The organism is Accumulibacter sp. (assembly GCF_029255125.1).
Lineage (GTDB): Bacteria > Pseudomonadota > Gammaproteobacteria > Burkholderiales > Rhodocyclaceae > Accumulibacter.
Genome location: NZ_JAPUVR010000100.1, coordinates 295000 through 320767 on the forward strand (window position 1 = coordinate 295000; position 25768 = coordinate 320767).

Genomic DNA, 25768 nt, shown 5'->3' on the forward strand with positions numbered 1-25768 from the left:
GTCAGGTTTACCGCCAAGTCGCTACGCTGGCGGAAGCTATTGCTGCCTGAGATCGAGTTGCGCCAGATCGACGCGTTTGCGCACGCCGCGCAGGCGCAGCCAGGCCTTGTGCGACAGGTGTCGGGTGAGCAAGCCTGGCGGCATGCGCAACCAGTGGGCGCGAATGTAGATCAGCCAGCGGGCCAGGGTCGCCCGTCCGCGCGGGCGATCGGGGTGTTCCGGCAGCAAAGCGAGCGGAATCAGGCGATCCATCAGGGCGAGCAGCGGGCGCGGCGGGGCTGCCGGTGCGAGCTGCTGGACGACGCTCGTCGGAACCGGCGTGGCGAACAGCCGCTGGGCGTAGCGCAGGCCGTAGAACAGTGGCCGCCGGAAGCCGAGCGCGCCGGCGCGCGCTACCAGGTCGGCCCAGAAGTCTGTCTGTTGCGCGAAGTGGCACAGCAGATCATGTACATCGAGCAGATCGCGCAGGCGCAGCCCTTCGTCCGGATCTCCTTCGAGAAACAGATGGACGAGCGCATGCAGGACCATGTCCGGTGGTGAGAGAACGTGCAGACGTGGGTCGGCGAGCGGCTGAGCGGCAGCAAGCAGTGGTTCAGGGCTCGACGGGAGGCGGCTGGTGCGTGGCAGCAGGCGATGATGAAGATCGATTTCGGTCCCCCGTTCGCTGTGCCGCAGCGGTGGAATCTCGTGCATCCAGACGCGGTAGTAGCGGTCGTCGTAAGGATCGATCTCGGTCTTGAACCAGCCATGTCCGACCAGTTGCTCCTCGATCTCGCCAATCTTCTCCTCGGGCACGAGCAGGTCGACGTCGGCGAAGACGCGGCCACGCGCCGGTGGCAGCCGGGCCAGCAGGTAGCCGCTGCCCTTGAGCAGGATGAGTGGCGTAGCGCTGCCGGCGAGCGCCCACAGGATGCGGTTGACTTCCCAGGTGATCAGCGTCTGCCGATGCGTGATGACCTGACGCGCGGCCTGCAGGTGCTGCGCGGCGCCCGTCGGGATGGCGTGCAGCAGTCCGCGTTGGGCAAGATCGGCTTCGATCCGGCCGAGCAGACGCGCGCGCCGTCCGACGCGCACGAGCAGTTCCCAGTCGGCCACCGACAGCCGGATGAGGTCGGCCGGCTGGTTGATCGCGTCCAGCAACAGTTGCTGAGCTCGTCGCGTTGCGCTGTCCACGCTAGCCCTGGTCAGCATCCGCCAACTCGCCGAGCACGCGGATCGCTTCGTCGAGATTGGAATAGCAGAGCGAGTAGCAGTTGCAGGCATCAACCATGTCGGCGACGAGTGAAAAGGCGGTGGCGTCGAGCACCTCGTAGTTGAACGAGTTGGTCGCGACCATCAGGAAAGCCTGACTTTTCGGCATTCGTGTGAGGCTGAGCGCGGCTCCGGCGAGCCAGCGCGGAAAGACCAGCCAGCGCGGCCGGGCCGGCTCGTCTGCTCGCCGGATGCTGTCGAGCGGCGGTCGGACGTGCGCTACGGTTCCTTTGCGCGTGCCGTAGAAGGCAGGACCAATGACGGCGTCGGACCGGAAACGGCGGATGACGTCGATCGACTCGTTCTTCAGCGGGATCAGCCGAGGGATCGGCAAGACGCTTCCGTCTGCCGGGTGCACCAGCCCGAACTCGTCGGAGAGCAGGCGCCAGCCCGAGTGGATGAGCGCCGTGCACAGCGTCGACTTGCCGTGCCCAGGCCAGGCAGGAAAAAGCATCGCCTTGCCTTGCCGTTCGACGACGGCCGAATGCAGCATCAGCAGGTGATGCGAGCGCGTTGCGACACACCAGTTGATTCCCCACTCCAGCGCCGGAAAGGCATGCTCGACGGTGTAGGGTGCGAACGGCGACTGTCCGTCGACGGCAAAACAGACCTGCTGGCGCCACCAACGGCGCAGGCCGCGCGGTCGGGCAAGGCGGACGTGGAAATCGTTGAAACTTGCCTCTCCAGGAATCGGGTAGGGCGCGTAGAGCTGATGGGCAAGTGCCGCAAAACTGGCGAGTTCGGAGCGAATCCGGATGTTGAATGGACCAAAACGGATGCCCAGACCATCGCCCGCCAGCCGTTGCGCAACGTCCTGGCGAGCCAGATCGCCAATGATCACCGCACGTCGTCCGCTGCTTGTACGCGCTCGATCAGGCCAAGCTCATCCAGCCGGTGTACGGCGGCGAAAAAATCTGCTTCCGCAAGATCGCCGCGCTGGGCTCCGAGCGCCTGTTCCACGTGTGACTTCAACTCATCCAAGGTCAGGAGCCGATCATCGAGGGTGCGCAGGATGGCAGCAGTCGGTCCGTTGAAGACGTGTGTTTCGGCTGATGATGGCTGATAGACGATGTACAGATCGGCGTCCCAGCTTCGCCACAGCAGGCCGCCGCTGGCGGCAGCCCGGCTGACACAAAGGAATTCTTCCCGTGCCTCATCGCCCATGCGCTTTGGCGTCGGGTAGTGCTACGCAGACGGATGTCGAACGCCGGCGGGCGGTTCGGTTCGTACGACCCGGGAACTCAGCTTACGAGCGAGGTCGCGGCGGCTGAGCTGAGGATGGCAACCGTCCGGTTCGGCATCCCCTGGCAGCGATAAAAACCGGTCGTTATGCCCGGATAGGTGACGGAGACACCGCTAAGGGTTCCACCGGTGATTCTGGTTCCAGGACACGTGGCAGGATTCTGGGAAAACGTGTCGACGCATGCATCGCCGACGACGGTGATGCTGTTCCCCATGAAATCTCCATTGGCGTCCGTCGCTGCGATCTGGCTGACGCCCATGCACGAGACTGCTGCCAGCACACCGCCGCTACGCAGTGTCAAGACCAACGGGGCTACAGCCGCAGCACCACGAACCAAGCGACGTCGACCTGGATCGGGGGGAGAAGTCGTTAGCGAACTGACTTGATCGCTCTCAGTGGGCGAAGATGCCGGCGACTGTCCTGCTTCGTCAATCGACCTCAAACTTTTCATAAATGCTGCTCCCAGTTATTCAGCTTGCCGTTGCCGTATTACCAAACCCGAACCTCTCTGGCAGCCTGTTCCGGCAGCCTCGCGTTTGGCGGCTGCCGTCACGCTAGCTGGCAGGCTGCTGCTTGGTTTGCGCGCACCCGGAAGCGGCGCGCCAACTGCCCAGTCAGCGCCAGTGTAACCTGCGCGCGGTCGGTCATCTGTAAAAAAAGTCTCACGTTTGAGCGCTGCCCTGCCGCCGGCGACGACAATTTGCCATCGTTTTCGCATCAGGCCGGCGCGCCCTGTCTAAATCATAGAATAGCAAATCCTGTGCCATCGTCAATGGGCCAAATGAATCAAAGCCTAAATCATTGGCTTAAGCGATCAACCAGAATAGCAGGAGATGTGTGCAGGTATTTGGGTGTAAAAAAAACCGACATGTGCTGTTGCTGGTTTGCCAACCTTGCGCGCTCACCCTGGGTCTGCGTCGATGCTTGTCCCTGACCGCCGCATGTCGGTGCCTGCTTCCCTCACAGCTTGAGCTGCTCGAGCAGTTCGGTCTCCAGCTTGATTCGGTTGGCGGTGTCGGCGAGGTCGCCGCCGCTGATCAGAAAGGTGTCCTCGACACGTTCGCCCAGCGTCGAGATCTTTGCTGTGTGTAGATTGGCGCCGTGTGTGGCGAGCGTCGTCGCGATCGAATAGAGCAAGCCAGGACGATCAGCCGCGTTTACCGACAGGACGTAGTGCTGACCTCTTTCGTCCAGTTCGATGGTGACTACCGGCTGCATCGGGAAGTGCTTGACTTGGCGCGAGATGCGTCCACCGCCAGGCGCATCCGGTGGATTTCGGCGGCGCAGGCGGTCGTTCAGTTCGTGCTCGATATAGGCGATCATGGTGCGATCGCTACCCCGGTCACTGAGATCAAGCAGCATGAAACTGTCGAGGGCGTAGCCATGGCGGGTCGTGTGTATCTTGGCATCGACGATGGTGTAGCCCTCCCGGCTGAAGAAGCCGACGAGGCGTGCGAAGAGATCTGTCTGGTCGCGCGTGTAGACCAGGACCTCGAGTCCTTCGCCATGCGGGTTGACCCGGGCTTTGATCACCGGGTCTTCGATCCCCGTCCGATAGTGCAGCGCGCGCGTGTGCCAGGCGATTTCTTCCGGCGAGTGGCGTAGGAAATAGACCGCGTCGAGCTGTTTCCACAGGCGCTGGTGCACGGCTTCGGGCAGCGCGAAAAAGCGGAGCAAGCGGAGAGCTTCCTGCTGGCGCTCCTCGATCAGCCCTTGCCGAACCGCCAATTGACCACCGGACAGCAGCGTTCGGCAAGTACTGCGGAAAAGCTGCTCGAGCAACTGTCCCTTCCAACTGTTCCATACTTTTGGACTGGTTCCCCGGATATCCGCCACGGTAAACAGGTAAAGCGCGGTGAGGTGTCGTTCATCCCTGACCGCGGCGGCAAAGGATGCGATCACCTCGGGGTCGGCAATGTCCTGCTTTTGCGCGACCGCCGACATCAGCAGGTGTTGGCGAACCAGCCACACGACCAGTTCGCTGTCCTCCTCGGCGAGACCGTGTTGAGCGCAAAACTCGGCCGCGTCGAGCGCACCCAAGGTGGAGTGATCGCCGCCACGGCCCTTCGCGATGTCGTGAAATAAGGCCGCGATGTAGAGTACCCAGGGGCGCGGGAAATCGCGGATCAGTTCGCTGCACAGCGGATATTCGTGCGTAAAGTCCTCAGCCATGAAACGGCGCAGGTTGCGCAGGACACGCAGCATGTGCTGGTCGACCGTGTAGACGTGGAAAAGATCGTGCTGCATCTGGCCAACGATCTGGCCGAAACTCGGCAGGTAGCGACCGAGGATGCCGAACTGGTTCATCCGGCGGAACTCGTGTACGACGCCACGGTCTTGCTGCAGCAGTTGCAGAAAACACGCACGGTTCGCCGGATCCCGGCGAAAATGCTCGTCAATCAGCGTCCGCGCGTGCCATAAGGCGCGCAGCGTGCGGGCCGACATGCCCTGCAGCTCGGGATGCTTCTGCATGACCAGGAAGGCTTCGAGCAGGAGGGCCGGCTTGCGGTTGAAGATGTCTTCGTCGACCACGTCAAGCACATCGTGGCGGTTCTGGAAGTGCTCGTCGATGCGTTGCGCCCCCTGCTGGTCGGGCGGGGCCATTGCCGCATCCACATTGAGCAGCAATATCGCATTGATCTGCGTTACCCTTTTTGCCGTTCGATAGTACTCCTGCATGAGTCGCTCGCTGGCCCGACGCGTCGGTGTCGGGACATAGCCCATCTGCTCGGCGAGTGTCGTCTGGTAGTCGAACAGGAGTCGGTCTTCGCGACGGCCGACGTGCAGGTGCAGGCGAACGCGCAACTGGCGCAGGAACGCGACGCTATCGAGGACGACTTCTTCCTCTTCGGCGGTCAGGAACCCCTGTCGGGCCAGGTCATGCCAGGTGTTGCCGTAGCCGGCGGCGCGCGTCACCCAGAGGACAGTCTGCAGGTCGCGTAGGCCACCGGGCGCCTCCTTGAAGTTGGGTTCCAGACTGTAGGGGGAATCGTGGAAACGCAGGTGGCGTTCCTCCTGTTCCTTGCGCTTGGCTTCAAAGAACGCCTGCGGATCAATGGTCTCCTGCAGTCGACGCACGAACTCGTGATACAGCGTTGGGCTACCGGTCAGCAAGCGCGTCTCGAGCAGCGCTGTCTGTATCGTCAGATCGCCGCTTGCCGCCTGCACGCACTCGTCGACCGTGCGCACGCTGGGCGCCACATCGAGCCGGCTGTCATAGAGCAGGGCAATCGCCTGTTCGAGCTGCGCGGTCAGACTGGCATCCGGGGAACTCGGCAAGAGGACGAGCAGATCGACGTCCGAAGCGGGAAAAAGCTCTCCCCGGCCGTAGCCGCCGACAGCCACCAGGCTCAGCGAAGCTGGCAACTTCAGCCCTTGCCACAAGGCGCACAAACACTCGTCGATCAGGCGGCAGCGATCGGTCAGCAGGCGCGCTGCGTCGCCATCAGTCAGATAACCTTCGCGGATAGCCGCCTGTCCGCCCTGCAGCCGGCTGCGAAAACTACTGAGCAGCGCCTGGCGGTCGACCAGATCGTCGGACATCGCCGGCTAACCTAGCCAGTCGGGCTGGGGGCGCGTACCGGCGGACACGGTGAGCACCTCAAAACCCGTTTCGGTGACCAGAACCGTGTGCTCCCATTGCGCCGAAAGGCTGTGGTCCTTGGTCACGATCGTCCACCCGTCAGCCATTGTGCGGATGGCCGCCTTGCCGGCGTTGATCATGGGTTCGATGGTAAAGACCATTCCGGGCTCAAGCTTGACGCCCGTATGCGGCTTGCCGTAGTGCAGAACCTGTGGTTCTTCGTGGAACTTCTCGCCGATGCCGTGCCCGCAGAATTCGCGGACGACCGAATAGCCGGCTTTCTCTGCGTGCTGCTGGATGGCGTGCCCGATGTCGCCGAGCGAAGCACCGGCGCGCACCTGCGCGATGCCGAGCCAGAGGCATTCGAAAGTGACCTCGCACAAGCGGCGGGCGAGCACCGACGGTTCGCCGACCAGAAACATGCGGCTACTGTCGCCGTGATAGCCGTCCTTGATCACTGTGACATCGAGGTTGACGATGTCGCCGTTCCTGAGTTGCCGGTCGCTGGGCACGCCATGGCAGACTTGATGGTTGAGCGAAGTGCAGATCGATTTGGGATACGGCGGGTAGCCAGGCGGCGAGTAGTTGAGCGGCGCCGGGATCGCCTGTTGAACCTCGACGATGTAGTCGTGGCAGAGGCGGTCCAGTTCGCCGGTGGTGATGCCGGCGCGAACGTGCGGCGTGATGAAGTCGAGAACCTCAGCCGTGAGGCGGCCAGCCAGGCGCATCTTTTCGATTTTCTGTGGGGTCTTGATCGGGATGGCCATGGTTTGCGCCTCGGCGCCTGGGGAAGGAGGAGCGAAGAATAAAGGAAGCCGTGCGCTTAGGCAATTTGCGCCTGCTGCGAGCCGCCCTGGCGGACGAACCGGGCAGGTCACTTGCGGCGAACCGGGAAGATTCCCTGCTCTCTACACCACGCGGACGCGTACCGAATTGAAATGTCGTGGCGGTTGATGGTAGTATCGCCGCTTTTTGCTGGCCAGCGTCGGCGGAGAAGAAAGTTGCGCCTGAATGGGCGCGGAGCGTCGCCAGAGGGCTCGCTTCATCACGCACATTCGCCTGATCGAGGGTGCCTGCCGGATTGGCGGGAGTTAGCTGGGCGAATGGTGGTCCAACCCTGACTTGAGAGTACCTAAATATGTCCACAACGATGCGTCAAATGCTCGAGGCCGGCGTTCATTTCGGCCACCAGACACGCTTCTGGAACCCCAAGATGGCGCCGTACATTTTCGGCGCGCGTAACAAGATTCATATCGTCAACCTTGAAAAGACGCTCGCCAAGTACAACGAGGCGATGGCTTTCGTGCGCCGGCTGGCGGCCAACAAGGGCACCATCCTGTTCGTCGGAACGAAGCGGCAGGCGCGCGAGATCATGGCCGAGGAAGCCGTCCGCTGCGACTGTCCGTACGTCGAACAGCGCTGGCTGGGTGGCATGCTGACCAACTTCAAGACCATCAAGCTGTCGCTCAAGCGCCTGAAGGAAATGGAGGTGATGTGCGAAGACGGTTCGCTTGATCGCCTTGGCAAGAAGGAAGCGCTGATGATCACGCGCGAACTGGAAAAGATGCACAAGGCGATTGGCGGCATCAAGGAAATGGGGTCGCTGCCCGATGCGCTGTTCGTTGTTGACGTCGGCTACCACAAGATCGCGATCACCGAGGCGAACAAGCTGGGTATTCCGGTGGTGGCCGTGGTCGACACCAATCATTCGCCGGATGGAGTCGATTATGTGATTCCCGGCAACGACGACTCGTCACGCGCCATCCGCCTGTACGCGCGGGGTGTTGCTGATGCAATCCTCGAAGGGCGTAGCCAGTTCGTCGAGGAAATCCTGGAAGCCGTTTCGGCCGACGAGTTCGTCGAGGAGGATGACGACGCATGACCGTCGACGCCACCGGTCGGCCGCGCTGGCCGCGGCGTCGCCGATGGAGTCTGCTTTTTCTTGAATGTGTTGAGCGAGGCACGGCCGGCGTTTCCGGCCGGGTCGGCAAGTGGAGAGTGAAATGGCGGAAATCACCGCAAGCATGGTAAAGGAACTGCGCGAGAGAACCGACGCGCCGATGATGGAATGCAAGCGAGCCCTGACTGAGGCGGCGGGCGACCTCGCCAAGGCGGAAGAGCTGCTGCGCGTAAAGCTGGGGTCGAAGGCGAGCAAGGCGGCCACCCGGATTACCGCCGAAGGGGTCGTCGCCATCCATCTGGCGGACGGCGGGCAGGTTGGAGCAATGGTCGAGATCAATTGTGAAACCGACTTCGTCGCCAAGAACGACGATTTCCTGAAGCTCGCTGCCGAATGCGCGGCGCTCGTCGCAGCGCATGATCCGGTCGATGTCGTCGCTTTGGCGGCGCTGCCGATGGGTGACGGCACGGTCGAATCGACGCGCACGGCATTGGTCGGGAAAATCGGCGAAAACATGTCGATTCGGCGTTTCGTTCGCCTGCAGGCGAGCGGCAAGCTGTCGTCCTACGTGCACGGCGGCGCCAAGATCGGGGTCATCGTCGATCGGACGGGTGGTGACGATCAACTGGGCAAGGACTTGGCCATGCACATTGCCGCCGCCAAACCGAAGGCGCTCGACGCCTCCGGTGTTGCCAGCGAACTGCTCGAAAGCGAGCGCCGGATTGCCGTCGAGAAGGCGCGCGAAGCGGGCAAGCCGGAAGCGATGATCGAGAAGATCGCCGATGGTTCGGTGCAGAAGTTCATCAACGAGGTCACCCTGCTCGGGCAGATCTTCGTCAAGGCCGACGACGGCAAGCAGACGATCGCCCAGTTGCTCAAGGCGAAGGGTTCTACGGTGAACGCGTTTTCCCTTTTTGTTGTCGGCGAGGGGCTGGCCAAGCGCAGCAACGACTTCGCTGCCGAAGTGGCTGCCCAGGCGGCCGCGGCACAGAAATAGGCGCCAACGCCAACGAAGCGACCTGACCCGAGGAGACTGCCAGCGATGACCGACAAGACGCCGAAATACAAACGCATTCTGCTCAAGCTGTCGGGCGAGGCGCTCATGGGTGGCGATGCCTACGGAATAAACCGGCCGACGATTTCCGGGATCGTCGCCGAGATCAAGGGTATCGTCGACTTGGGCGTACAGGTCGGAGTGGTGATCGGCGGAGGCAACATCTTCCGCGGGGTTGCCCCGGCCGCCAGCGGCATGGATCGCGCTCAGGCCGATTACATGGGGATGCTGGCGACGGTGATGAACGGTCTTGCTCTGCACGACGCGATGCGCGCGGCCGGCATGGTCTCGCGTGTACAGTCGGCGCTCAACATCGAGCAGGTGGTCGAGCCGTACATTCGCGGCAAGGCGATCCGGTATCTGGAGCAGGGTCGAACGGTGATCTTTGCTGCCGGGACCGGCAACCCGTTCTTCACGACCGATACTGCCGCGGCCTTGCGCGGTGCGGAAATCGGGGCTGAAATCGTTCTCAAGGCGACCAAGGTCGACGGTATCTACGCCGCCGACCCCAAGAAGGATCCCACCGCCCGGCGCTACGACCGGATCAGCTTCGATGATGCGATCGCGCAGAATCTTGCGGTCATGGATGCTACGGCCTTTGCCCTCTGTCGCGACCAGCAGTTGCCGATCAATGTCTTCTCGATTTTCAAGCCGGGGGCCTTGCTGCGGGTTACGCTGGGCGAGGACGAGGGCACTCTGGTCCATTGTTCCTGACGGAGGCGAAGATGTCGATTGCAGATGTGAAGAAGCAGACCGAGCGAAAGATGCAGAAATCGATCGAGGCACTGCGCACGGACCTGGCGAAAGTGCGGACCGGCAGGGCGCACACCGGGCTGCTCGACCATGTCCAGGTCGAGTACTACGGATCACTGGTACCCGTCAATACCGTCGCCAACGTCAGCTTGATCGACGCCCGCACCCTTGGCGTGCAGCCGTGGGAGAAGAACATGTTGAACAAGGTCGAAAAGGCGATTCGCGATTCGGACCTGGGGCTTAATCCTTCGGCGCAGGGCGAACTGATCCGGGTGCCGATGCCGCCGCTGACCGAGGAAAGGCGGCGTGAACTGATCAAGGTGGTCAAAGGTGAGGGCGAAGGCGCCAAAGTCGCGGTTCGCAACCTGCGTCGCGACGCCATCGCCACGCTCAAGGAGATGCTGAAGAACAAGGAGTGTTCCGAGGACGACGAACACCGCGCGCAGGATGAGGTGCAGAAGCTCACCGATCGTTACGTAGCCGAGATCGACAAGCAGCTTGCCCACAAGGAAACCGAGTTGATGGCCATCTGACGGCGTTCGGACGGGGCATTCCGATGGCGCTGTTTACCAGTTCGACAAGAGGCGTACCGGCCGCTGGCACGGTTCCTTCGCATGTCGCGATCATCATGGATGGCAATGGGCGTTGGGCGAGAAAACGCTTGTTGCCTCGCGTTGCCGGGCACCATCGTGGTGTCGAGACGGTACGTGAGACAGTCAAGGCGTGTCTCGCGCGCGGCGTCAGCTATCTGACGCTTTTTGCTTTCAGTTCCGAGAACTGGCGTCGCCCGGCAGAAGAGGTTTCCTTGCTGATGCAGCTCTTTGGGCGTGCGTTGCGCGAGGAAGTGCGCAAGCTCGACCGCAACGGCGTACGTCTGCGCGTGGTCGGCGATCTGTCGCGTTTCGATCCCGAGCTGCAGGCGCTGATCGAGGCGTCGCAACAGCGAACAGCGACCAACAGCCGCCTGATTCTGACCATTGCGGCCAACTATGGCGGGCGCTGGGATATCCTGCAGGCGGTCAACCGCTTGCGCGTGGCTGAACCGGAAAAATGCGGCGAATGGAGCGAAGCTGACTTGGCGCCGTATCTGGCGATGAGTTATGCGCCCGAACCCGACTTGTTCATCCGGACGGGCGGCGAGCAGCGAATCAGCAACTTCCTTCTCTGGCAACTGGCCTATTCAGAGCTCTACTTTACCGACGTTCTCTGGCCCGAGTTCGATGCGCTTGCCTTTGATCAGGCGATCGCGTCGTACCAGCGGCGCGAACGCCGTTTCGGACGAACCAGCGAGCAGTTGTCGGCTGCTCGTCCAGCCGGCGGCCCGTCGGATCCGGCGATAGATGCTTAGGACGCGGGTCATCACCGCGGTTTTGCTGTTTGCCTTGTTTTTTGGCGCGCTTTTCCATCTGCCGCCACTAGGCTGGCTGATCTTCGTTTCGGCCGTCGCAGCGATTGCCGCCTGGGAGTGGGGTGGCCTGATCGGACTTGGCCAGGCAGGTCGCCTGGCGCTCGGCGCATCTTTCGCGTGCACCTGCGCCGCCGTCGCCGCGTTCGATCCGCCGGCAGTTGGCCTGGCGCCCGGTTTCGCGGAAGCGGGTTGGCGTCTCGGGCGCTGGTTCTACCTGCCGGCTGCTGCTTTCTGGCTCCTCGTCGTGCCGTTCTGGTTACGTTGGCGCTGGCCGCTGGTCAATCTCCCGCTGGCTTTGATGACCGGCTTTCTGCTCATCCTGCCCGCCTGGTTGGCCTTGTTGCAGTTGCGTCAGGGTGGCCCGCTGTTCCTGCTCGGCGTGATGGCTGTCGTCTGGGTCGCCGACATCGGCGCCTACTTCGCTGGACGACGTTTCGGCCGGCACAAGCTGGCGCCGGCCATCAGCCCGGGCAAGACCTGGGAGGGGGCCATTGGCGGCGCTCTCGGCGTTGCCATTTGCGGTTTGCTCGCCAGCTCCAGGTTGCCGGTGGCGCTCGCCGACAATGTCGTGCTGCTCGTCGGCGTGCTGATCGCGCTGACCGCGATCAGCATTGTTGGCGACCTCTTCGAGTCGCTGGTCAAGCGCGAAGCGGGCCTCAAGGACAGCAGCCAGATTCTGCCCGGGCACGGAGGCGTGCTCGACCGCATCGACAGCCTGACCTCGACGCTGCCGCTGGTCGCTTTGCTCTGGTTGCTCGCTGGGCCCCGATGAACGGCGACGCGCAGGTGCAGAACCTTGTCGTTCTCGGCTCGACCGGTTCGATCGGCCTCAGCACGCTGGCGGTGGTGCGGCTGCATGCGCAGCGTTATCGCATTCTTGCGCTGACGGCCAATCACCAGGTCGACCAACTGTACGCGCAATGTATCGAGTTTCGGCCGCGTTACGCGGTGCTCGGTGAGCGTGCCCGGGCCGCCGAGCTCGCCGCTCGGCTGGCCGCTGCCGGTTGTCCGACCACGGTCGAGCATGGTCCGCAGGCTTTGATCCGGATGGCGTGCCTACCCGAGGCCGACACCGTGATGGCTGCCATCGTTGGTGCTGCCGGGCTGCCACCGACGCTGGCGGCGGTCGTCGCCAGCAAGAAGGTGCTACTTGCCAACAAGGAAGCGCTGGTCATGGCGGGATCGGTGTTCATGCGTGCGGTAAGGGAACACGGGGCGACATTGCTGCCGATCGACAGTGAGCACAACGCAATTTTCCAGTCGCTGCCGGACAACTACGCGGGGAATCCGCAGCAGAGCGGGGTCGTAGGGCTCTTCCTCACTGCGTCCGGGGGGCCGTTCCGCGAGTTCGCCGAGGCTGATCTGGAGGGAGTCACGCCGGAGCAAGCGTGCGCGCATCCGACCTGGAACATGGGGCGAAAGATATCGGTCGATTCGGCGACGATGATGAACAAGGGCCTTGAAGTGATCGAAGCCCATTGGTTGTTCAACGTTCCGGCGGAACGCATTCGTGTCGTCATCCACCCGCAGAGCGTCGTGCACTCGCTGGTCCAGTACGCCGACGGTTCGCTGATCGCCCAGCTCGGCCAGCCTGACATGCGCACGCCGATCGCGCACACGCTGGCCTATCCGCGGCGAATGGCTGCCGGTGTCGAGCCGCTGGATCTGTGCGCCGTCGCCACACTTGAGTTTGCGCAGCCCGACGCGGCGCGCTTTCCCTGTCTGGCGCTGGCCTATCGGGCTTTAGCCGAGGGCGGGAGCTCGCCGGCGACGCTCAATGCAGCCAACGAAGTGGCCGTGCAGGCATTCCTCGACGGCCGGATTCGCTTTCCCGAGATCCCTCGGGTGATCGCAAACGTCATGGACCGGCTGCCGCCGGGTGGGGCGCTGACTTCGCTCGACGAGGTGCTGGCAGCGGATGCGCAGGCACGCGCGGCAGCCGAGCGTGCGATTGCCGGAACGAGCGCGCGATGAGCACTTTCATTCATTATCTCGTGGCATTCGCGATTGCCCTGGCGGTGCTCGTCGTCGTGCACGAACTGGGCCATTTCCTGGTGGCCCGCTGGGTCGGCGTCAAGGTGCTGCGCTTTTCGGTCGGTTTCGGTCAGCCGCTCTGGCGGCGCCGCTTCGGTCGCGATGGTACTGAGTGGGTGATCGCCGCTTTTCCGTTGGGCGGTTACGTCAAGATGGTCGACGAGCGTGAGGGTAGCGTCGCCGTCGAAGACTTGCCGCGCAGCTTCAATCGTCGACCGGTCGGGCAGCGGATAGCGATCGTCGCGGCCGGTCCGGTCGCCAACCTGGTGCTCGCCACGCTCATCTACTGGGGACTGTTCTGGCACGGTACCGAGGAGTTCAGGCCGCTCCTTGCCGCGCCGCCGGCGATGAGCGCGGCTGCTGCGGCCGGCATCGAAGACGGCGAACTTGTGCGCAAGGTAGACGGCGCACCGGTTCGCAGTTGGCAGGAACTGCGATGGATGCTGCTGCGCGAGGCGGCCGAAAGCGATTCGGTCGAGCTCGAGGTGATCAACGGTCGGCAGGAAATCGCCATCCGTCACCTGTCGCTTTCGGCAGTTCGCGAGTCAGGCTGGGACGGTGAAGCGTTTGACCGCCTGGGGCTTGGCCTGCATCGTCCGAGCCTGCCGCCGGTGCTCGCCAAGGTCATGCGAAACAGCGCAGCGGCCGCCGCCGGTCTGCTCCCCGGCGACGAAATCACGGCGATCGACGGATTGGAAATCCGCACCTGGGCTGACATCGTTGCGGCCGTGCGTGCTGCTCCGGGCAGGGCGTTGACGGTCGACCTCCAGCGTTCCGGGCAGTCCATGCGAATGACGGTGACGCCAGCCGCGGTTGATGAACGCGGTCGCGAGGTCGGTCGGATTGGCGTGGCTGCAATCGACGACGCGCGCGCGCGCGCAGACATGACGACCGTCGTCAGCCATCCGCCGTTGCCGGCCCTGGCCAAGGCGCTGCGCGAAACCTGGGAGAAGTCGGCTTTCACGCTGCGCATGATCGGCAAGATGATTGTTGGCGAGGTCTCGTGGCGCAACATCAGCGGGCCGGTGACGATCGCCGACTATGCCGGTCAGTCGGCGCAGCTCGGTGTCGGCTACTATCTGAAGTTCCTCGCCCTGATCAGCATCAGCCTCGGCGTGCTCAACTTGCTGCCGATCCCGATTCTGGATGGGGGGCATCTGTTGTATTATCTGATCGAAATCATCAAGCGTGGGCCAGTTTCCGAGCGGACCATGGAAGTTGGCCAGCGGGTCGGTCTGGCTCTCCTGCTCATGCTGATGGCGTTTGCCTTCTACAACGACATCAATCGATTGTTCTCCGGCTGAGCTTATGAAGATATACCTGCCTGCAGGTCTGCTGGCGCTCGCTTGTGCGCATGCGGCGGCGATGGAGCCATTTACCGTCAAGGACATCCGCGTCGAAGGAATCCAGCGCGTCGAGGCGGGTACCGTATTCAGCTACCTGCCCGTCAAGGTCGGCGAAACGATGAACGACGAGAAGGCGGCGCAGGCGATCAGGACGCTGTTTGCCACCGGCTTCTTCAAGGATGTGCGGGTTGAGCACGACGGCCAGGTGTTGATCATCGTCGTCGAAGAGCGCCCGGCAATTGCCCAGATCGATTTCGTCGGCCTGAAGGAGTTCGACAAGGATCAACTGATCAAGGGCCTGAAGGAAGTTGGCATCGGCCTTTCGCGAACCTTCGACCGGGCAACGCTGGAGAAGGCAGAGCAGGAGCTGAAGCGTCAGTATCTGTCGCGTGGCAGGTATGCCGTGGTGATCACGACGACGGTCACCCCGCTCGACCGCAACCGCGTGGCGATCAACTTCAACATCGACGAGGGCGAGGCTGCGCTGATCAAGCAGATCAATATCGTTGGCGCTCAGGCGTTCAAGGAAAAGGATCTGCTGGGCGTATTCCAGCTCAGGACGCCGAACTGGATAAGCTGGTACACCAAAAGCGACCAGTACTCGAAACAGAAGCTTTCGGCCGACCTCGAAAGTCTGCGTTCCTATTATCTTGATCGTGGCTATCTGGAGTTCAGTGTCGACTCGACGCAGGTGTCGATCAGTCCGGACAAGAAGGACATCTACATCACGGTCAGCATCAACGAGGGAGAGCGCTATATCGTCTCCTCGGTCAAACTGGCCGGCGATCTGATCCTCTCCGACGACGAGTATCGACAATCGGTCACGATCAAGGCGGGCGACGTCTTTTCGCGCGAAAAGCTGAACGCCAGTACCAAGGCGATTGCCGATAAGCTGGGCGCGCAGGGTTATGCTTTCGCCAACGTCAATGCATCGCCCGAGCTCGACAAGGACAAGCGGACTGCAGCATTCACCATCTTCGTCGACCCGGGCAAGCGGGCCTATGTTCGGCGGGTCAACATCACCGGCAACACCAAGACGCGCGATGAGGTGATCCGGCAGGAAATTCGTCAGATGGAAGGCGGTTGGTACGACGCCGAGCGGGTGGCCGCGTCGCGTGAGCGAATCGATCGTACCGGCTATTTTGCCGAGGTCAACGTCGAAACACCGCCGGTTGCCGGAACGATCGACCAGGTCGACGTCAACGTCAACGTAGCCGAGAAGACGACCGGCAACATTTCGATCGGCGCGGGTTATTCGAGTGCCGAAAAGCTGGTTCTCTCCGGGTCGATATCGCAAGCGAACATTTTCGGTTCCGGCCGCTTCCTGTCGCTGCAGGTGAATACCGGGAAGCTCAACCGTACGGTCGGGATCAACTACACCAATCCCTATTTCACTGTTGATGGTATCAGTCAGGGCTTCGATCTCTACCACCGCAACCTGAACCCGACTTCGCTCGGCTACGCCTTCAAGTCGCAGTCGACCGGAGGCGGAATCCGCTTTGGTTTTCCGATCAGCGAAAAGGATACGCTGAGCTTTGGCTTGGCCGTCGACCAGACGGTGATCGACATCGATCCGATTACCACGGCGACGCCGCAGCAGTACATCGACTTTCAGAAGGAGCACGGCAACTCGAACATCACGCTGCCGCTGACCGTTTCCTGGACCAGTGACAGCCGCAACAGCGCGATCTACCCGACGAGCGGCGCGGTTCATCGAGCCGGCGTCGAGTTTGCCATTCCAGGGGTGGATCTCTCGTTCTACCGCCTGACCTACCAGCACCAACGCTATTTTCCGTTGACCAAGGACATCGTCCTCTTTCTTAATGGTGAGATCGGCTACGCCAAGGGACTGTCCGGCCAGAACTTGCCCTTCTACAAGAACTTCTACGCCGGGGGCGTCGGTTCGGTACGCGGCTACGATACGGCGAGTCTTGGCCCGTACAACCTCAACGATCCAGATACACGCCTGGGTGGTACGCGCAAAGCCGTTTTCAATGCCGAACTGCTGTTCCCGCTGCCCGGCTTCGACAAATCCTTCCGCTTTGGGCCCTTCTTCGATGCAGGTAACGTGTTTACCGACAAATATACGCTGGCCGACGAGGGCTTGCGCATGTCGGTCGGTCTGACTGCCGCCTGGCTGTCGCCGCTCGGGCCGCTGAAATTCAGCCTCGGCCAGGCGATCAACGAGAAAAGTAATGATAAACTGCAAAAGTTTCAGTTCCAGTTGGGGACGACCTTTTAATCCAGGAGAACGAGCTTGAAGAAGACGATTGCCCCGCTGCTGGTGGCGCTGCTGGCTTCGCTGCCGGCGTCGTATGCGTCGGCGGTTGACCAGTTGAAGGTTGGTTACGTCAATACTCAACGTCTTTTCCGCGACGCGCCGGCGGCGGTCAGGGCGGCGAAGCGCATCGAGCAGGAATTCACCAAGCGGGACCAGGACTTGCAACGTCTCGCCAAGCAGGTCCAGGCACTGCAGGAAACGCTCGAGAAGAACGGCCTGACGATGGCGGAAAGCGAGCGGCGAACGAAGGAAAAGGACCTCGCCGAGTTGTCACGCGAGTTTCAGCGCAAGCAGCGCGAGTTTCGTGAAGACCTGAACCTGCGCCAGAACGAGGAAAACGCGGCGATCATCGAAAAGGCGAACAAGGCGATCAAGCAACTGGCCGAGAACGAGAAGTACGACCTGATCGTGCAGGATGTCGTCTGGGTCAGCCCGCGGCTGGACATTACCGACAAGGTGATCAAGGCACTGTCGGAAGCCAAGGAAGCGAAATAAGCGGCCGCGTCGGCTAGATGGCGCGCGCGAGCGCTTCTGCCCTGCGTCTGGACGAGATCGTTGCGCATCTCGGCGGCGAGTTGTGCGGCGACGGCTCGGTGGTCGTTGCCCAGGTGGGAACGCTGCACTCAGCGCAAGCCGGGCAGATTGCCTTCCTGGCCAATCCCCGTTACCGCCAGCAACTATTGACCACGAGGGCCTCGGCGGTCATCGTTCCGCCGCAGTTCGCCGCCGCCACGGCCTTGCCGCGCATCGTGCATGCGAACGCCTACGCCTACTACGCACGCGTCGTCGCTCTGCTCAATCCGCCGCGCGGGCGCGCGCCGGGAATCGGTCGGCACGCCGTACTCCGCTCGCCGCTGCCGGCGTCGGTCAGCGTCGGCGACCATGTGGTCGTCGGCGAAGGGGCGAGCATCGGCGAGAATGTCGTCCTGTTTCCGGGTTGTGTGATTGGCGACGGCGTCTCGATCGGCGACGATTCGCTCCTCTACCCGAACGTCGTCGTGTATCACGATTGCGTGATCGGCAAGCGCGCGATCATCCACGCGGGGGCGATCATCGGGGCGGACGGCTTCGGCTTTGCCAAGGAGAGTGGCGGCTGGCTGAAAATTCCGCAGATTGGTCGCGTGCTGATCGGCGACGATGTGGAGATCGGGGCCAACACCTCGATCGACCGCGGCGCGCTCGACGATACGGTGATCGGCAACGGCGTCAAGCTCGACAATCAGATTCAGATTGGTCATAACGTGGCGATTGGCGACCAGGCTGCCTTGGCCGGGTGCGTCGGTATCGCCGGGAGCAGCCGCATCGGTCGCCGATGTACGGTTGGCGGAGCAGGAATGATCATTGGTCACCTCGACCTGGCGGACGACGTGCATATCTCGGCCGGAACGATGGTCACCCACAGCCTGGCGCAGCCCGGCCAGTACACGAGCATCTTCCCGCTCGCGACGCATAAGGAATGGCTGCGCAATGCGGCGCAACTCAAACGCCTGGCCAAGCTGGCGGAACGAGTGGCCGAACTTGAGAAGAAACTCGACCTGATGGAGAAAAAGACTTGAACGTAATGGACATACACGAGATTCTCGAGCATCTGCCACATCGTTACCCGTTCCTGCTGATCGATCGCGTGCTCGCTTGCGAACCCGGTAAGGCGATACATGCGTACAAGAACGTGACGATCAACGAACCGTTCTTCGTCGGTCACTTTCCGCATCATCCGGTCATGCCCGGCGTATTGATCATGGAAGCGTTGGCGCAGGCGGCCGGCATCCTGTCGTTTCGCACGATGGGCGAAAAGCCGGATGCGAGTTCGGTCTTCTACTTTGTCGGCATCGACGCCGCCCGTTTCAAGAAGCCAGTGACGGCGGGCGATCAACTGCACCTGCACGTGGCGATCCAGCGCCAGATGCGCGGCATCTGGAAGTACGCTGCCGAGGCGCGCGTCGATGGTGAAGTGGTCGCCGAGGCCGAGCTGATGTGCGCCAAGCGAAATGTCGCTTGAGGCGCCGGCGGCGGCGGGGATGATCCATCCGAGCGCGATCATCCACCCGGGAGCACGCCTGGGTGCCAATGTCACGGTCGGCCCCTACTCGATCATCGGCGAACACGTCGAGATTGGCGACAACACGGTCGTCGGTCCGCATGTCGTCATCTCGGGCCGAACGCGCATCGGCTGCGACAACCGGATTTTCCAGTTCTGCTCGCTGGGCGAGGTGCCGCAGGACAAGAAGTACAGCGGCGAGCCAACGTGTCTTGAGATTGGTGATCGCAACACGATCCGCGAGTTCTGCACGTTCAACCTGGGTACCGCGCAGGATGTCGGTATCACGCGTGTCGGCGATGACAACTGGATCATGGCTTACGTGCATATCGCGCACGATTGCCAGGTAGGCAAGCACACGGTGTTTGCCAACAATGCGCAACTTGCCGGACACGTGCATGTCGATGATTGGGCCATCCTCGGCGGGTATACCGGCGTGCACCAGTTTTGCCGGATCGGCGCGCACGCGATGACCGCGGTCGGTACGGTCGTCCTGCAGGACATTCCACCTTTCGTGATGGCTGCCGGCAACACCGCCAGCCCCTTTGGCATCAACGCCGAAGGGCTGAAACGACGCGGTTTTTCGGCCGATGCACTGCTCGTGCTGAAGCGCGCTTACCGGACCGTCTACAAGTCGGGTCTGATGCTGGAAGAAGCGCGCAGCAGGCTCGAACAGGAGGTCATTGCCCACCCGGAGATCAGGCCGCTGGTTGACTTTCTGGCGGTATCAAAGCGCGGCATCATTCGATGAGCCAGGCTGCCGTACGCGTCGCCATGGTCGCCGGCGAGGCGTCCGGCGATCTGCTCGCCAGCCAGTTGATACAGGCGATTCAGGCCAGGCTTCCGGAGGCAGTCTTTTTCGGTATTGGCGGACCGAAAATGACGGCGCTTGGTTTCGACGCCTGGTATCCACTGGAAAAACTGGCGGTTCGCGGCTATGTCGAAGTGCTCCGGCATTTCCGCGAGATCTCTGGCATTCGGCGCGAGCTGAAGCGCCGCTTGCTGGCCGATCCGCCGGATGTCTTTGTCGGGGTTGATGCGCCGGACTTCAACCTGGCGGTCGAGAAAGCTCTCAAGCGACGGGGAATTGCCACCGTCCACTACGTCAGTCCGTCGATCTGGGCCTGGCGTGGCGGGCGGATCAACAAGATCGGTGCGGCGGTTGCCTGTGTGCTGACGCTTTTCCCGTGCGAAGCAGCTTTCTACGAGAGAAAGGGAATTCCGGTGCGCTACGTTGGCCATCCGTTGGCGGACATGTTGCCGCTGGCTGACGGCCGCGCCGTGGCGCGCGCACGCCTTGGCCTGGGTGCCAACGAGGCCGTTTTCGCGCTGCTCCCGGGCAGTCGGCAGTCGGAACTGCACTACATGGCGGATACCTTCATCGAAACGGCCCGGCGGGTCAACGAAACACTCCCGGCGGCGGTCTTTCTCGTGCCGTTGGCGACGCGCGAGACGCGCATTCTGTTCGAGGCGGCGGTGCAGCGCTGCCAGGCCCAGGACCTGCCGCTTCGCCTGCTCTTTGGGCACGCGCATGAGGCGATGATGGCGGCCGATGTGGTGCTGGTCGCGAGCGGCACGGCAACTCTGGAAGCGGCGCTGCTCAAGCGGGCAATGGTCATCGTCTACAAGATGGCGCCGCTCTCCTACCGCTTGATGCGCCGCATGGCGTACTTGCCCTACGTGGGGCTGCCCAACGTTCTTGCCGGCAGGTTCGTCGTTCCCGAGTACATGCAGGACGACGCCCAGCCGGAAAAGCTGGCGCCGGCACTACTCGAACTCTACGCGGACAACGCTGGCCGTCAGCGCATCGGCCAGGTTTTTCGTGAAATGCACTTGCAGTTGCGACAGAACGCCGCCGAGAAGGCCGCCGCTGCCGTTGTCGACTGTCTGCCGACGGAAGTGCGCCGGAATGTTCCTGCCGCAGCCTGAAGGCCTGGTCTGCGGCGTCGACGAAGCAGGTCGCGGTCCACTTGCCGGTCCGGTTGTTGCCGCTGCCGTCGTGCTCGATGCGAGCCGCCCGCCGATTGTCGGCATCGACGACTCGAAGAAACTGAGCGCGCAACAGCGGACCTTGCTCGCCGAGGAAATCCGTCGGCGGGCATTGGCCTGGGCGGTCGGGCAGGCGAGCGCGGCCGAGATCGACCAGGTAAACATTCTGCAGGCGACTCTGCTGGCCATGCAGCGCGCCGTGTCAGCCCTGGCCGACCAGTATCGCCTGCACCCCGTGCGCGTGCTGATCGATGGCAATCGCTGCCCGGTGCTGGCTTACCCGGTCGAGGCGGTGATCGGTGGCGACGGCAAGCTGGCCTGCATCGCCGCCGCGTCGATACTGGCCAAGACGGTGCGTGATCGGCAGATGTGCGAACTGCATGCGGCCTTTCCAATCTATGGTTTCGCGCGCCACAAGGGCTATCCGACGGCGCAGCACCTGGCTGCCTTGCGTGAGCACGGTCCAAGCCCGGAGCATCGGCGCAGTTTCGCGCCGGTCGCCAGACTGAGCGCACGATGAGGCGCGTCGCGGCGGCTGACAACCCGCACTACAAAGGTCTCAAGCGGCTCGCACGCAGTGTGCGCGAAAGGCGTTCGAGCGGCCACTGCCTGCTCGACGGAATGCACCTGATCGAAGCTTATCACCGCCATTGCGGGCGGCCCGCGGAAATCGTCGTCAGTGACAGCGGCCTGGCGCGGGCGGAAATCGCTACGTACTTGGCCAGCGAGCGTGGCCACACGGCAATCACCCAGTTGTCCGATCGCCTGTTCGACGATCTTGCCCTGGTCGACTCGCCAAGCGGCATCATGGCCGTTGTCGCCCAGCCGGCAAGTTGCCACGCGCCCGACGCTGAGGGCGAAACGATCGCCCTGGACGGCGTGCAGGATCCGGGCAACGTCGGTTCGATTCTGCGTAGTGCTGCGGCTGCCGGAGTACGTCAGATCGTCGTCTCGCGCGATTGCGCGAACGTCTGGTCGCCGAAGGTCCTGCGGGCGGCGATGGGCGCGCATTTCCAACTCGACCTCCATGAGTGCGAAGACCTGGTGGCTTTTCTGAGCGCGTATCGTGGACAGGTACTGGCGACTTGCGTCGATGCGCCGAAGAGTTTGTACGAGGTGAAGCTGAAGCCGCCGATTGCCTGGGTCTTCGGCAGTGAGGGGCAGGGTGTGCGACCGCTGGTAGCCCGCGCCTGTGGCCTGCACCTGCGCATACCAATGGCGGCCGGCAGCGAGTCGGTCAATGTTGCCGCGGCCGCGGCAGTCTGTCTGTTTGAGCGCGTGCGCCGTAAGCTCGCCGGCGATCTGCCCGAGGTCGCCGGCCGCTCGGGGTGAAGCGTGAAGCCGGCGGCGGCGCAGTCTGGCCGCACGCCGTCGACGCTATCTGCTACTGCTGAAAGACGTAGGTTCCGGGCGCAGCACACAGGGGTGCCAGCCCTTTTTCCGGCGCCCCCATCGGCGGTGCTCCTTCCATGCCCGTGGAATGCTTGACGAGCCACTGCTGCCAGGTTGGCCACCATGAACCCTCGGTTCGCGGCGTCTTTTCCTTCCAGGTCTCGGCATCGAGGAAGCGCTCGCCTTCGTGGCAGACGCTCATCTGGAACGAACGGTGCGGCCGTCCGGGTTCATTGATGATCCCGACGTTATGGCCGCCGCTGGTGAGAACGAAGGTGAGTTCGGCCGCATCACTTTGCAGATGCAGCTTGTACACCGAGCGCCACGGTGCGACGTGGTCAGCCGCAGCGGCAACGGCGAAGATCGGGCAGTGGATGTTGCTGATCGAAATGGCTCGTCCGCCGACCATGTATTTGCCCTGGAAGAGCTGGTTATCCACGTAGAGCCGGCGCAATACCTCGGAGTGCTGGCGGTACGGCATACGTGTTCCGTCCGCGTTCCAAGCCATCAGGTCGAACATCGGTTCACGATGCCCAAGGTAGTACTCGCGTACCATCTTGGACCAGATAAGGTCGGCCGACTTGAGCAACTGGAAACCGCCCGACACCTGCTTGTGGCCGAGGTAACCCTTTTCCCACATCATGTCCTCGAGCAGAGTGACCTCGCTCGCGTCCATGAAGACGTTGATCTCGCCGACATCGGTAAAGTCGGTCATCGTAGTAAACAGCGTCATGCTGGCCAGGCGGTCGTCACCGTCGCGCGCCATGGCGGCGGCGGTGATGGTGAGCAGGATGCCGCCCAGGCAATAGCCGACGGTATGGATCTTGCGGCCGGGAAGAATCTCGGAGATGGCGTTGATCGCGGCCAGCGTTCCCGCCTTGCGATAGTCTTCCATGCCCAGGTTGCGGTGCTCGCGGCCGGGGTTGAGCCAGGAGATCATGAACACCGTGTGCCCGCGCTCGACGAGATAGCGGACCAGCGAGTTGTGCGGCGAGAGGTCGAGGATGTAATACTTCATCATCCAGGCCGACTGCATCAGCACGGGTTCACGGTGCACCGTGCCGGATGCCGGGGCATACTGGATCAGCTCGATCAGATGGTTGCGGAAGACGACCTGACCGGGTGTGACCGCGAGGTTCTTGCCCACTTGAAAGGCCTCGACGCCGGCCGGCTTTTCCTCGCGCAGCGAGCGGCGGAAATCCTCGGCGTAATGCTGCGCGCCGCGCGTCAGGTTGGCGCCCCTTTCCTTGATCGTCGCTTCGACGATTTCCGGGTTCATGGCCGGCATGTTGGCCGGCGCCATCATGTCCAGGATCTGTTTCGCAATGAACCAGACGGCCGCCTCGCTATGCTTGGAAACGCCGCGGATTCCGGTCGTCGCGTTGTGCCACCATTGCTGATTGAGCAGGAAGCCCTGGTAGATCACATTGAACGGAAACTGCTGCCAGCCTGGGTGATCGAAACGGTGGTCGCCGGGCAGCGGCTTGATGCAGTCCTCGGCGCTGCCGGTCATCGCCGAGTTCAGTGCATAGCTCGCCAGGCGCAGCGCCTTGCGCGCCGCCTTCGCCCCGAGTTGAAACTGCTTGCCGGGCGAGGCGGAGAGGTGCACCACCCAGTCGAGGTAAGCCATGGCCAGGGATGCGGGCGAAACGCCACCGCTCAATTGCCCGAGCGCGATGTTGGTCATCCGGTCGATGTTCTCGAGCGCGTCCGAGTCGAGCAGATGACGGTCGCCAAGCCGGCGCGAGAAGTGCGTACCACTCGTGCCGCCAGCCGTGGCTGGCGCACCTGCCTCGCTCGGTTTGACGGCTGGTTCTGCGTTGACTGGCGGCGGGTCAGCCGGGCTGGCGGTTGCCGCCAGCGGTGGTGCTGGCGGTGCCGCGACCTCGACTGCGGGCGCTTGATAACCCGCCGCAGCGGTGGGCGTCTTTCGGCGGCGCGGCGTCGCGCCAGGGTTGGCGGGGCGGGCGCGTCGTTTCGCAGGCGCACTATCGGTTGCCGCATCGGCTGCCACAGTGGCTGTCGCTTGCGTCGTGTCATTTGGGGTATCGGCCATGGCATGTTCTCCTTCTGCCTCTGTTGGTCGGGCCAGTGCAGGCTGGCGCCAGGTTCCGGCGTAAGGCCGCTGCGCGTTTGCTGGGAGCCGAAGCGCAGCGGTGTTCGCGGGGGCCGCAGAGCGCCGCAACGCCCCGTGGCATGCAGGCATCCTAAGCGATTGCGCAGACAACCGGCTGATCCAGGTCAACAACAATAGGCACTGGCGTCGGCCGGGCGGGGTGTCGGGTGGTCAGGGATGACTTTCAGGCAGCGCATTGCGCGCTGCAGCAGGTGCGGGGTAGCGCCCAGGCGAGCGAGCGGCCCTGTTGCATTGCGTCGGAGACTTGACTCGAACGTGCTCCGCATTCGACAATGCCGGCAACGCCCGCTGTCAGCAGAAGACGTTCCCAGACCTGGCCTGCGCACGGGCCCATTGATCACCAGTCGGCTGGTCGGTGGCGTGCCCGTCGTGTTGCGCAACAGCATACGGCGCGGCTGGCCGGCTTGCGGCCGGGCGCCTTTTCGGGCGAGCAGAACTGCAGAATTTCCACGGGGTGGCGCTGGTCATCGACGATCGACGTCGCACGGGTCAAAAACGCGGCATCGGATGGTGTCGCGATATTTTTTGGGGGTTAACATGCAAATCAACGGCAGTGTCTTTGTGGTAACAGGAGCAGGGTCGGGTCTGGGGGCGGAAACGGCAAGCGGCTTGATCGGCGCCGGTGGGAAAGTCGTCATCGTCGACGTCGATGCCGCTGCGGGTGAGGCGCAGGCTGCTCAGTTGGGCGCGAATGCACGCTTCGCGAAGACCGACGTGACCGACGAGGCAAGTGCTCGGGCGGCCATCGAACTGGCGGTGAGCACCTTTGGCGCCCTGCATGGTCTGGTCAACTGCGCCGGGGTTGCCCCGCCGAAGAAGGTCCTGGGTCGGGACGGCCCGCACGACCTGGCGACCTTTGCCCGCGTCGTCAACATCAACCTGGTCGGCACATTCAACATGATCCGTCTGGCTGCCGAAGCGATGAGCCGGAACGAGCCGAACGAGGGCGGTGAACGCGGCGTCATCGTGAATACCGCGTCGGTGGCTGGCTACGATGGTCAGATCGGGCAGGCAGCCTACGCCTCGTCGAAAGCCGGGGTCATCGGTCTCACCTTGCCGGTGGCGCGCGAATTGGCGGCGCATGGGATTCGCGTCGTGACGATTGCCCCTGGAATTTTCGAAACGCCGATGCTCAAGGGTCTGCCGCAAGCGGCGCAGGACTCGCTTGGCAAGATGGTGCCCTTCCCCTCGCGGCTCGGCAAGCCGGCCGAGTATGCGGCGCTGGTTCGCCACATCTGCGAAAACGGCTATCTGAACGGCGAAGTCATTCGCCTTGACGGCGCCATTCGGATGGCCGCCAAGTAAGGCGCGGCGGGCCTCTGGTCCGCCCGGGTAGCGAGTTGAAATCCCACTAGAATT

The 25768-nt window shown here is 62.9% G+C and carries 24 protein-coding genes; 17 read left to right on the forward strand and 7 right to left on the reverse strand.

The annotated features are described in order from the left end of the window. Nucleotides 1-36: 36 nt before the first annotated feature. From Q1L59_RS09640 to map, 6 genes are all read right to left on the reverse strand, one after another. Nucleotides 37-1191, reverse strand: a complete 1155-nt coding sequence (locus tag Q1L59_RS09640) for a nucleotidyltransferase family protein (protein WP_300331437.1) — start codon at nucleotides 1189-1191, stop codon at nucleotides 37-39. Then, nucleotides 1175-2092 carry an HprK-related kinase A gene (locus tag Q1L59_RS09645; protein ID WP_300331440.1) on the reverse strand — a complete coding sequence of 306 codons (918 nt, stop codon included), beginning with the start codon at nucleotides 2090-2092 and terminating at the stop codon, nucleotides 1175-1177. The genes Q1L59_RS09640 and Q1L59_RS09645 overlap by 17 nt, the downstream gene beginning before the upstream one ends. Then, nucleotides 2089-2415: an HPr-rel-A system PqqD family peptide chaperone gene (locus Q1L59_RS09650; RefSeq protein WP_300331443.1), complete on the reverse strand. Its 327-nt coding sequence runs from the start codon at nucleotides 2413-2415 to the stop codon at nucleotides 2089-2091. The genes Q1L59_RS09645 and Q1L59_RS09650 overlap by 4 nt, the downstream gene beginning before the upstream one ends. A gap of 77 nt (nucleotides 2416-2492) precedes the next feature. Next, a complete protein-coding gene (locus Q1L59_RS09655; protein ID WP_300331446.1) occupies nucleotides 2493-2753 on the reverse strand; it encodes a hypothetical protein in 261 nt (86 codons plus the stop codon). 701 nt (nucleotides 2754-3454) lie between these two features. Next, a complete protein-coding gene (locus tag Q1L59_RS09660; RefSeq protein WP_300331449.1) occupies nucleotides 3455-6037 on the reverse strand; it encodes a [protein-PII] uridylyltransferase in 2583 nt (860 codons plus the stop codon). A 6-nt stretch (nucleotides 6038-6043) separates the two neighbouring features. Further along, nucleotides 6044-6844 carry a type I methionyl aminopeptidase gene (gene map, locus Q1L59_RS09665; RefSeq protein ID WP_300331452.1) on the reverse strand — a complete coding sequence of 267 codons (801 nt, stop codon included), beginning with the start codon at nucleotides 6842-6844 and terminating at the stop codon, nucleotides 6044-6046. 371 nt (nucleotides 6845-7215) lie between these two features. Here map and rpsB point away from each other — a divergent pair, with 371 nt between their 5' ends. The 16 genes from rpsB (at nucleotide 7216) to Q1L59_RS09745 (ending at nucleotide 22212) form a co-directional block, all read left to right on the forward strand. Next, nucleotides 7216-7959 (forward strand): 30S ribosomal protein S2, encoded by a 744-nt coding sequence (gene rpsB, locus Q1L59_RS09670; protein ID WP_300331455.1) that lies wholly within the window; start codon nucleotides 7216-7218, stop codon nucleotides 7957-7959. Between the two features lie 121 nt (nucleotides 7960-8080). After that, nucleotides 8081-8974: a translation elongation factor Ts gene (gene tsf, locus Q1L59_RS09675; protein WP_300331458.1), complete on the forward strand. Its 894-nt coding sequence runs from the start codon at nucleotides 8081-8083 to the stop codon at nucleotides 8972-8974. Nucleotides 8975-9019: 45 nt separating this feature from the next. Beyond that, on the forward strand, nucleotides 9020-9745 hold the full coding sequence (gene pyrH, locus Q1L59_RS09680) for a UMP kinase (RefSeq protein WP_300331460.1): 726 nt from the start codon (nucleotides 9020-9022) through the stop codon (nucleotides 9743-9745). An 11-nt stretch (nucleotides 9746-9756) separates the two neighbouring features. Continuing rightward, on the forward strand, nucleotides 9757-10317 hold the full coding sequence (frr, locus tag Q1L59_RS09685) for a ribosome recycling factor (protein WP_300331463.1): 561 nt from the start codon (nucleotides 9757-9759) through the stop codon (nucleotides 10315-10317). A 23-nt stretch (nucleotides 10318-10340) separates the two neighbouring features. Next, on the forward strand, nucleotides 10341-11132 hold the full coding sequence (uppS, locus tag Q1L59_RS09690) for a polyprenyl diphosphate synthase (protein ID WP_300331465.1): 792 nt from the start codon (nucleotides 10341-10343) through the stop codon (nucleotides 11130-11132). Further along, nucleotides 11125-11964: a phosphatidate cytidylyltransferase gene (locus Q1L59_RS09695; RefSeq protein WP_300331468.1), complete on the forward strand. Its 840-nt coding sequence runs from the start codon at nucleotides 11125-11127 to the stop codon at nucleotides 11962-11964. The genes uppS and Q1L59_RS09695 overlap by 8 nt, the downstream gene beginning before the upstream one ends. Then, complete coding sequence (ispC, locus tag Q1L59_RS09700) at nucleotides 11961-13166, forward strand: 1-deoxy-D-xylulose-5-phosphate reductoisomerase (protein ID WP_300331472.1); 1206 nt, start codon at nucleotides 11961-11963, stop codon at nucleotides 13164-13166. Before Q1L59_RS09695 ends, ispC begins: the two co-directional genes overlap by 4 nt. Further along, nucleotides 13163-14530: an RIP metalloprotease RseP gene (gene rseP / locus Q1L59_RS09705; RefSeq protein ID WP_300331475.1), complete on the forward strand. Its 1368-nt coding sequence runs from the start codon at nucleotides 13163-13165 to the stop codon at nucleotides 14528-14530. The genes ispC and rseP overlap by 4 nt, the downstream gene beginning before the upstream one ends. Before the next feature lie 4 nt (nucleotides 14531-14534). Continuing rightward, nucleotides 14535-16814 carry an outer membrane protein assembly factor BamA gene (gene bamA, locus Q1L59_RS09710; protein ID WP_300331478.1) on the forward strand — a complete coding sequence of 760 codons (2280 nt, stop codon included), beginning with the start codon at nucleotides 14535-14537 and terminating at the stop codon, nucleotides 16812-16814. A 15-nt stretch (nucleotides 16815-16829) separates the two neighbouring features. After that, on the forward strand, nucleotides 16830-17348 hold the full coding sequence (locus Q1L59_RS09715; protein ID WP_300331481.1) for an OmpH family outer membrane protein: 519 nt from the start codon (nucleotides 16830-16832) through the stop codon (nucleotides 17346-17348). Nucleotides 17349-17365: 17 nt separating this feature from the next. Beyond that, complete coding sequence (gene lpxD, locus Q1L59_RS09720) at nucleotides 17366-18409, forward strand: UDP-3-O-(3-hydroxymyristoyl)glucosamine N-acyltransferase (protein WP_300331484.1); 1044 nt, start codon at nucleotides 17366-17368, stop codon at nucleotides 18407-18409. A gap of 5 nt (nucleotides 18410-18414) precedes the next feature. Further along, nucleotides 18415-18852: a 3-hydroxyacyl-ACP dehydratase FabZ gene (gene fabZ / locus Q1L59_RS09725; protein ID WP_300331539.1), complete on the forward strand. Its 438-nt coding sequence runs from the start codon at nucleotides 18415-18417 to the stop codon at nucleotides 18850-18852. A 19-nt stretch (nucleotides 18853-18871) separates the two neighbouring features. Next, nucleotides 18872-19642, forward strand: coding sequence for an acyl-ACP--UDP-N-acetylglucosamine O-acyltransferase (lpxA, locus tag Q1L59_RS09730; protein ID WP_300331542.1), 771 nt, complete (start codon nucleotides 18872-18874; stop codon nucleotides 19640-19642). Further along, nucleotides 19639-20820 (forward strand): lipid-A-disaccharide synthase, encoded by a 1182-nt coding sequence (gene lpxB / locus Q1L59_RS09735; RefSeq protein ID WP_300331487.1) that lies wholly within the window; start codon nucleotides 19639-19641, stop codon nucleotides 20818-20820. The genes lpxA and lpxB overlap by 4 nt, the downstream gene beginning before the upstream one ends. Further along, nucleotides 20801-21400, forward strand: a complete 600-nt coding sequence (gene rnhB, locus Q1L59_RS09740; protein WP_300331489.1) for a ribonuclease HII — start codon at nucleotides 20801-20803, stop codon at nucleotides 21398-21400. The genes lpxB and rnhB overlap by 20 nt, the downstream gene beginning before the upstream one ends. Continuing rightward, nucleotides 21397-22212: an RNA methyltransferase gene (locus Q1L59_RS09745; RefSeq protein WP_300331492.1), complete on the forward strand. Its 816-nt coding sequence runs from the start codon at nucleotides 21397-21399 to the stop codon at nucleotides 22210-22212. The genes rnhB and Q1L59_RS09745 overlap by 4 nt, the downstream gene beginning before the upstream one ends. A 52-nt stretch (nucleotides 22213-22264) precedes the next feature. Here Q1L59_RS09745 and Q1L59_RS09750 read toward each other — a convergent pair whose 3' ends face one another. After that, nucleotides 22265-24328: an alpha/beta fold hydrolase gene (locus tag Q1L59_RS09750; RefSeq protein ID WP_300331495.1), complete on the reverse strand. Its 2064-nt coding sequence runs from the start codon at nucleotides 24326-24328 to the stop codon at nucleotides 22265-22267. Nucleotides 24329-24946: 618 nt separating this feature from the next. Here Q1L59_RS09750 and Q1L59_RS09755 point away from each other — a divergent pair. Then, the gene (locus Q1L59_RS09755; protein WP_300331497.1) at nucleotides 24947-25714 is read left to right on the forward strand and encodes a 3-hydroxyacyl-CoA dehydrogenase; all 768 of its coding nucleotides are present in this window, start codon (nucleotides 24947-24949) and stop codon (nucleotides 25712-25714) included. Nucleotides 25715-25768: the final 54 nt, after the last annotated feature.

What these genes read in the sequence shown, in the direction of transcription:
- Q1L59_RS09655 (WP_300331446.1), bottom strand. Translation starts at nt 2,753, where the DNA reads ATGGGCGTCAGCCAGATCGCAGCGACGGACGCCAATGGAGATTTCATG.
- Q1L59_RS09640 (WP_300331437.1), bottom strand. Translation starts at nt 1,191, where the DNA reads ATGCTGACCAGGGCTAGCGTGGACAGCGCAACGCGACGAGCTCAGCAA.
- Q1L59_RS09650 (WP_300331443.1), bottom strand. Translation starts at nt 2,415, where the DNA reads ATGGGCGATGAGGCACGGGAAGAATTCCTTTGTGTCAGCCGGGCTGCC.
- Q1L59_RS09750 (WP_300331495.1), bottom strand. Translation starts at nt 24,328, where the DNA reads ATGGCCGATACCCCAAATGACACGACGCAAGCGACAGCCACTGTGGCA.
- tsf (WP_300331458.1), top strand. Translation starts at nt 8,081, where the DNA reads ATGGCGGAAATCACCGCAAGCATGGTAAAGGAACTGCGCGAGAGAACC.
- Q1L59_RS09660 (WP_300331449.1), bottom strand. Translation starts at nt 6,037, where the DNA reads ATGTCCGACGATCTGGTCGACCGCCAGGCGCTGCTCAGTAGTTTTCGC.
- Q1L59_RS09755 (WP_300331497.1), top strand. Translation starts at nt 24,947, where the DNA reads ATGCAAATCAACGGCAGTGTCTTTGTGGTAACAGGAGCAGGGTCGGGT.
- Q1L59_RS09745 (WP_300331492.1), top strand. Translation starts at nt 21,397, where the DNA reads ATGAGGCGCGTCGCGGCGGCTGACAACCCGCACTACAAAGGTCTCAAG.
- ispC (WP_300331472.1), top strand. Translation starts at nt 11,961, where the DNA reads ATGAACGGCGACGCGCAGGTGCAGAACCTTGTCGTTCTCGGCTCGACC.
- rseP (WP_300331475.1), top strand. Translation starts at nt 13,163, where the DNA reads ATGAGCACTTTCATTCATTATCTCGTGGCATTCGCGATTGCCCTGGCG.
- lpxB (WP_300331487.1), top strand. Translation starts at nt 19,639, where the DNA reads ATGAGCCAGGCTGCCGTACGCGTCGCCATGGTCGCCGGCGAGGCGTCC.
- bamA (WP_300331478.1), top strand. Translation starts at nt 14,535, where the DNA reads ATGAAGATATACCTGCCTGCAGGTCTGCTGGCGCTCGCTTGTGCGCAT.
- map (WP_300331452.1), bottom strand. Translation starts at nt 6,844, where the DNA reads ATGGCCATCCCGATCAAGACCCCACAGAAAATCGAAAAGATGCGCCTG.
- uppS (WP_300331465.1), top strand. Translation starts at nt 10,341, where the DNA reads ATGGCGCTGTTTACCAGTTCGACAAGAGGCGTACCGGCCGCTGGCACG.
- Q1L59_RS09695 (WP_300331468.1), top strand. Translation starts at nt 11,125, where the DNA reads ATGCTTAGGACGCGGGTCATCACCGCGGTTTTGCTGTTTGCCTTGTTT.
- rpsB (WP_300331455.1), top strand. Translation starts at nt 7,216, where the DNA reads ATGTCCACAACGATGCGTCAAATGCTCGAGGCCGGCGTTCATTTCGGC.
- pyrH (WP_300331460.1), top strand. Translation starts at nt 9,020, where the DNA reads ATGACCGACAAGACGCCGAAATACAAACGCATTCTGCTCAAGCTGTCG.
- lpxA (WP_300331542.1), top strand. Translation starts at nt 18,872, where the DNA reads ATGATCCATCCGAGCGCGATCATCCACCCGGGAGCACGCCTGGGTGCC.
- fabZ (WP_300331539.1), top strand. Translation starts at nt 18,415, where the DNA reads ATGGACATACACGAGATTCTCGAGCATCTGCCACATCGTTACCCGTTC.
- frr (WP_300331463.1), top strand. Translation starts at nt 9,757, where the DNA reads ATGTCGATTGCAGATGTGAAGAAGCAGACCGAGCGAAAGATGCAGAAA.
- lpxD (WP_300331484.1), top strand. Translation starts at nt 17,366, where the DNA reads ATGGCGCGCGCGAGCGCTTCTGCCCTGCGTCTGGACGAGATCGTTGCG.
- rnhB (WP_300331489.1), top strand. Translation starts at nt 20,801, where the DNA reads ATGTTCCTGCCGCAGCCTGAAGGCCTGGTCTGCGGCGTCGACGAAGCA.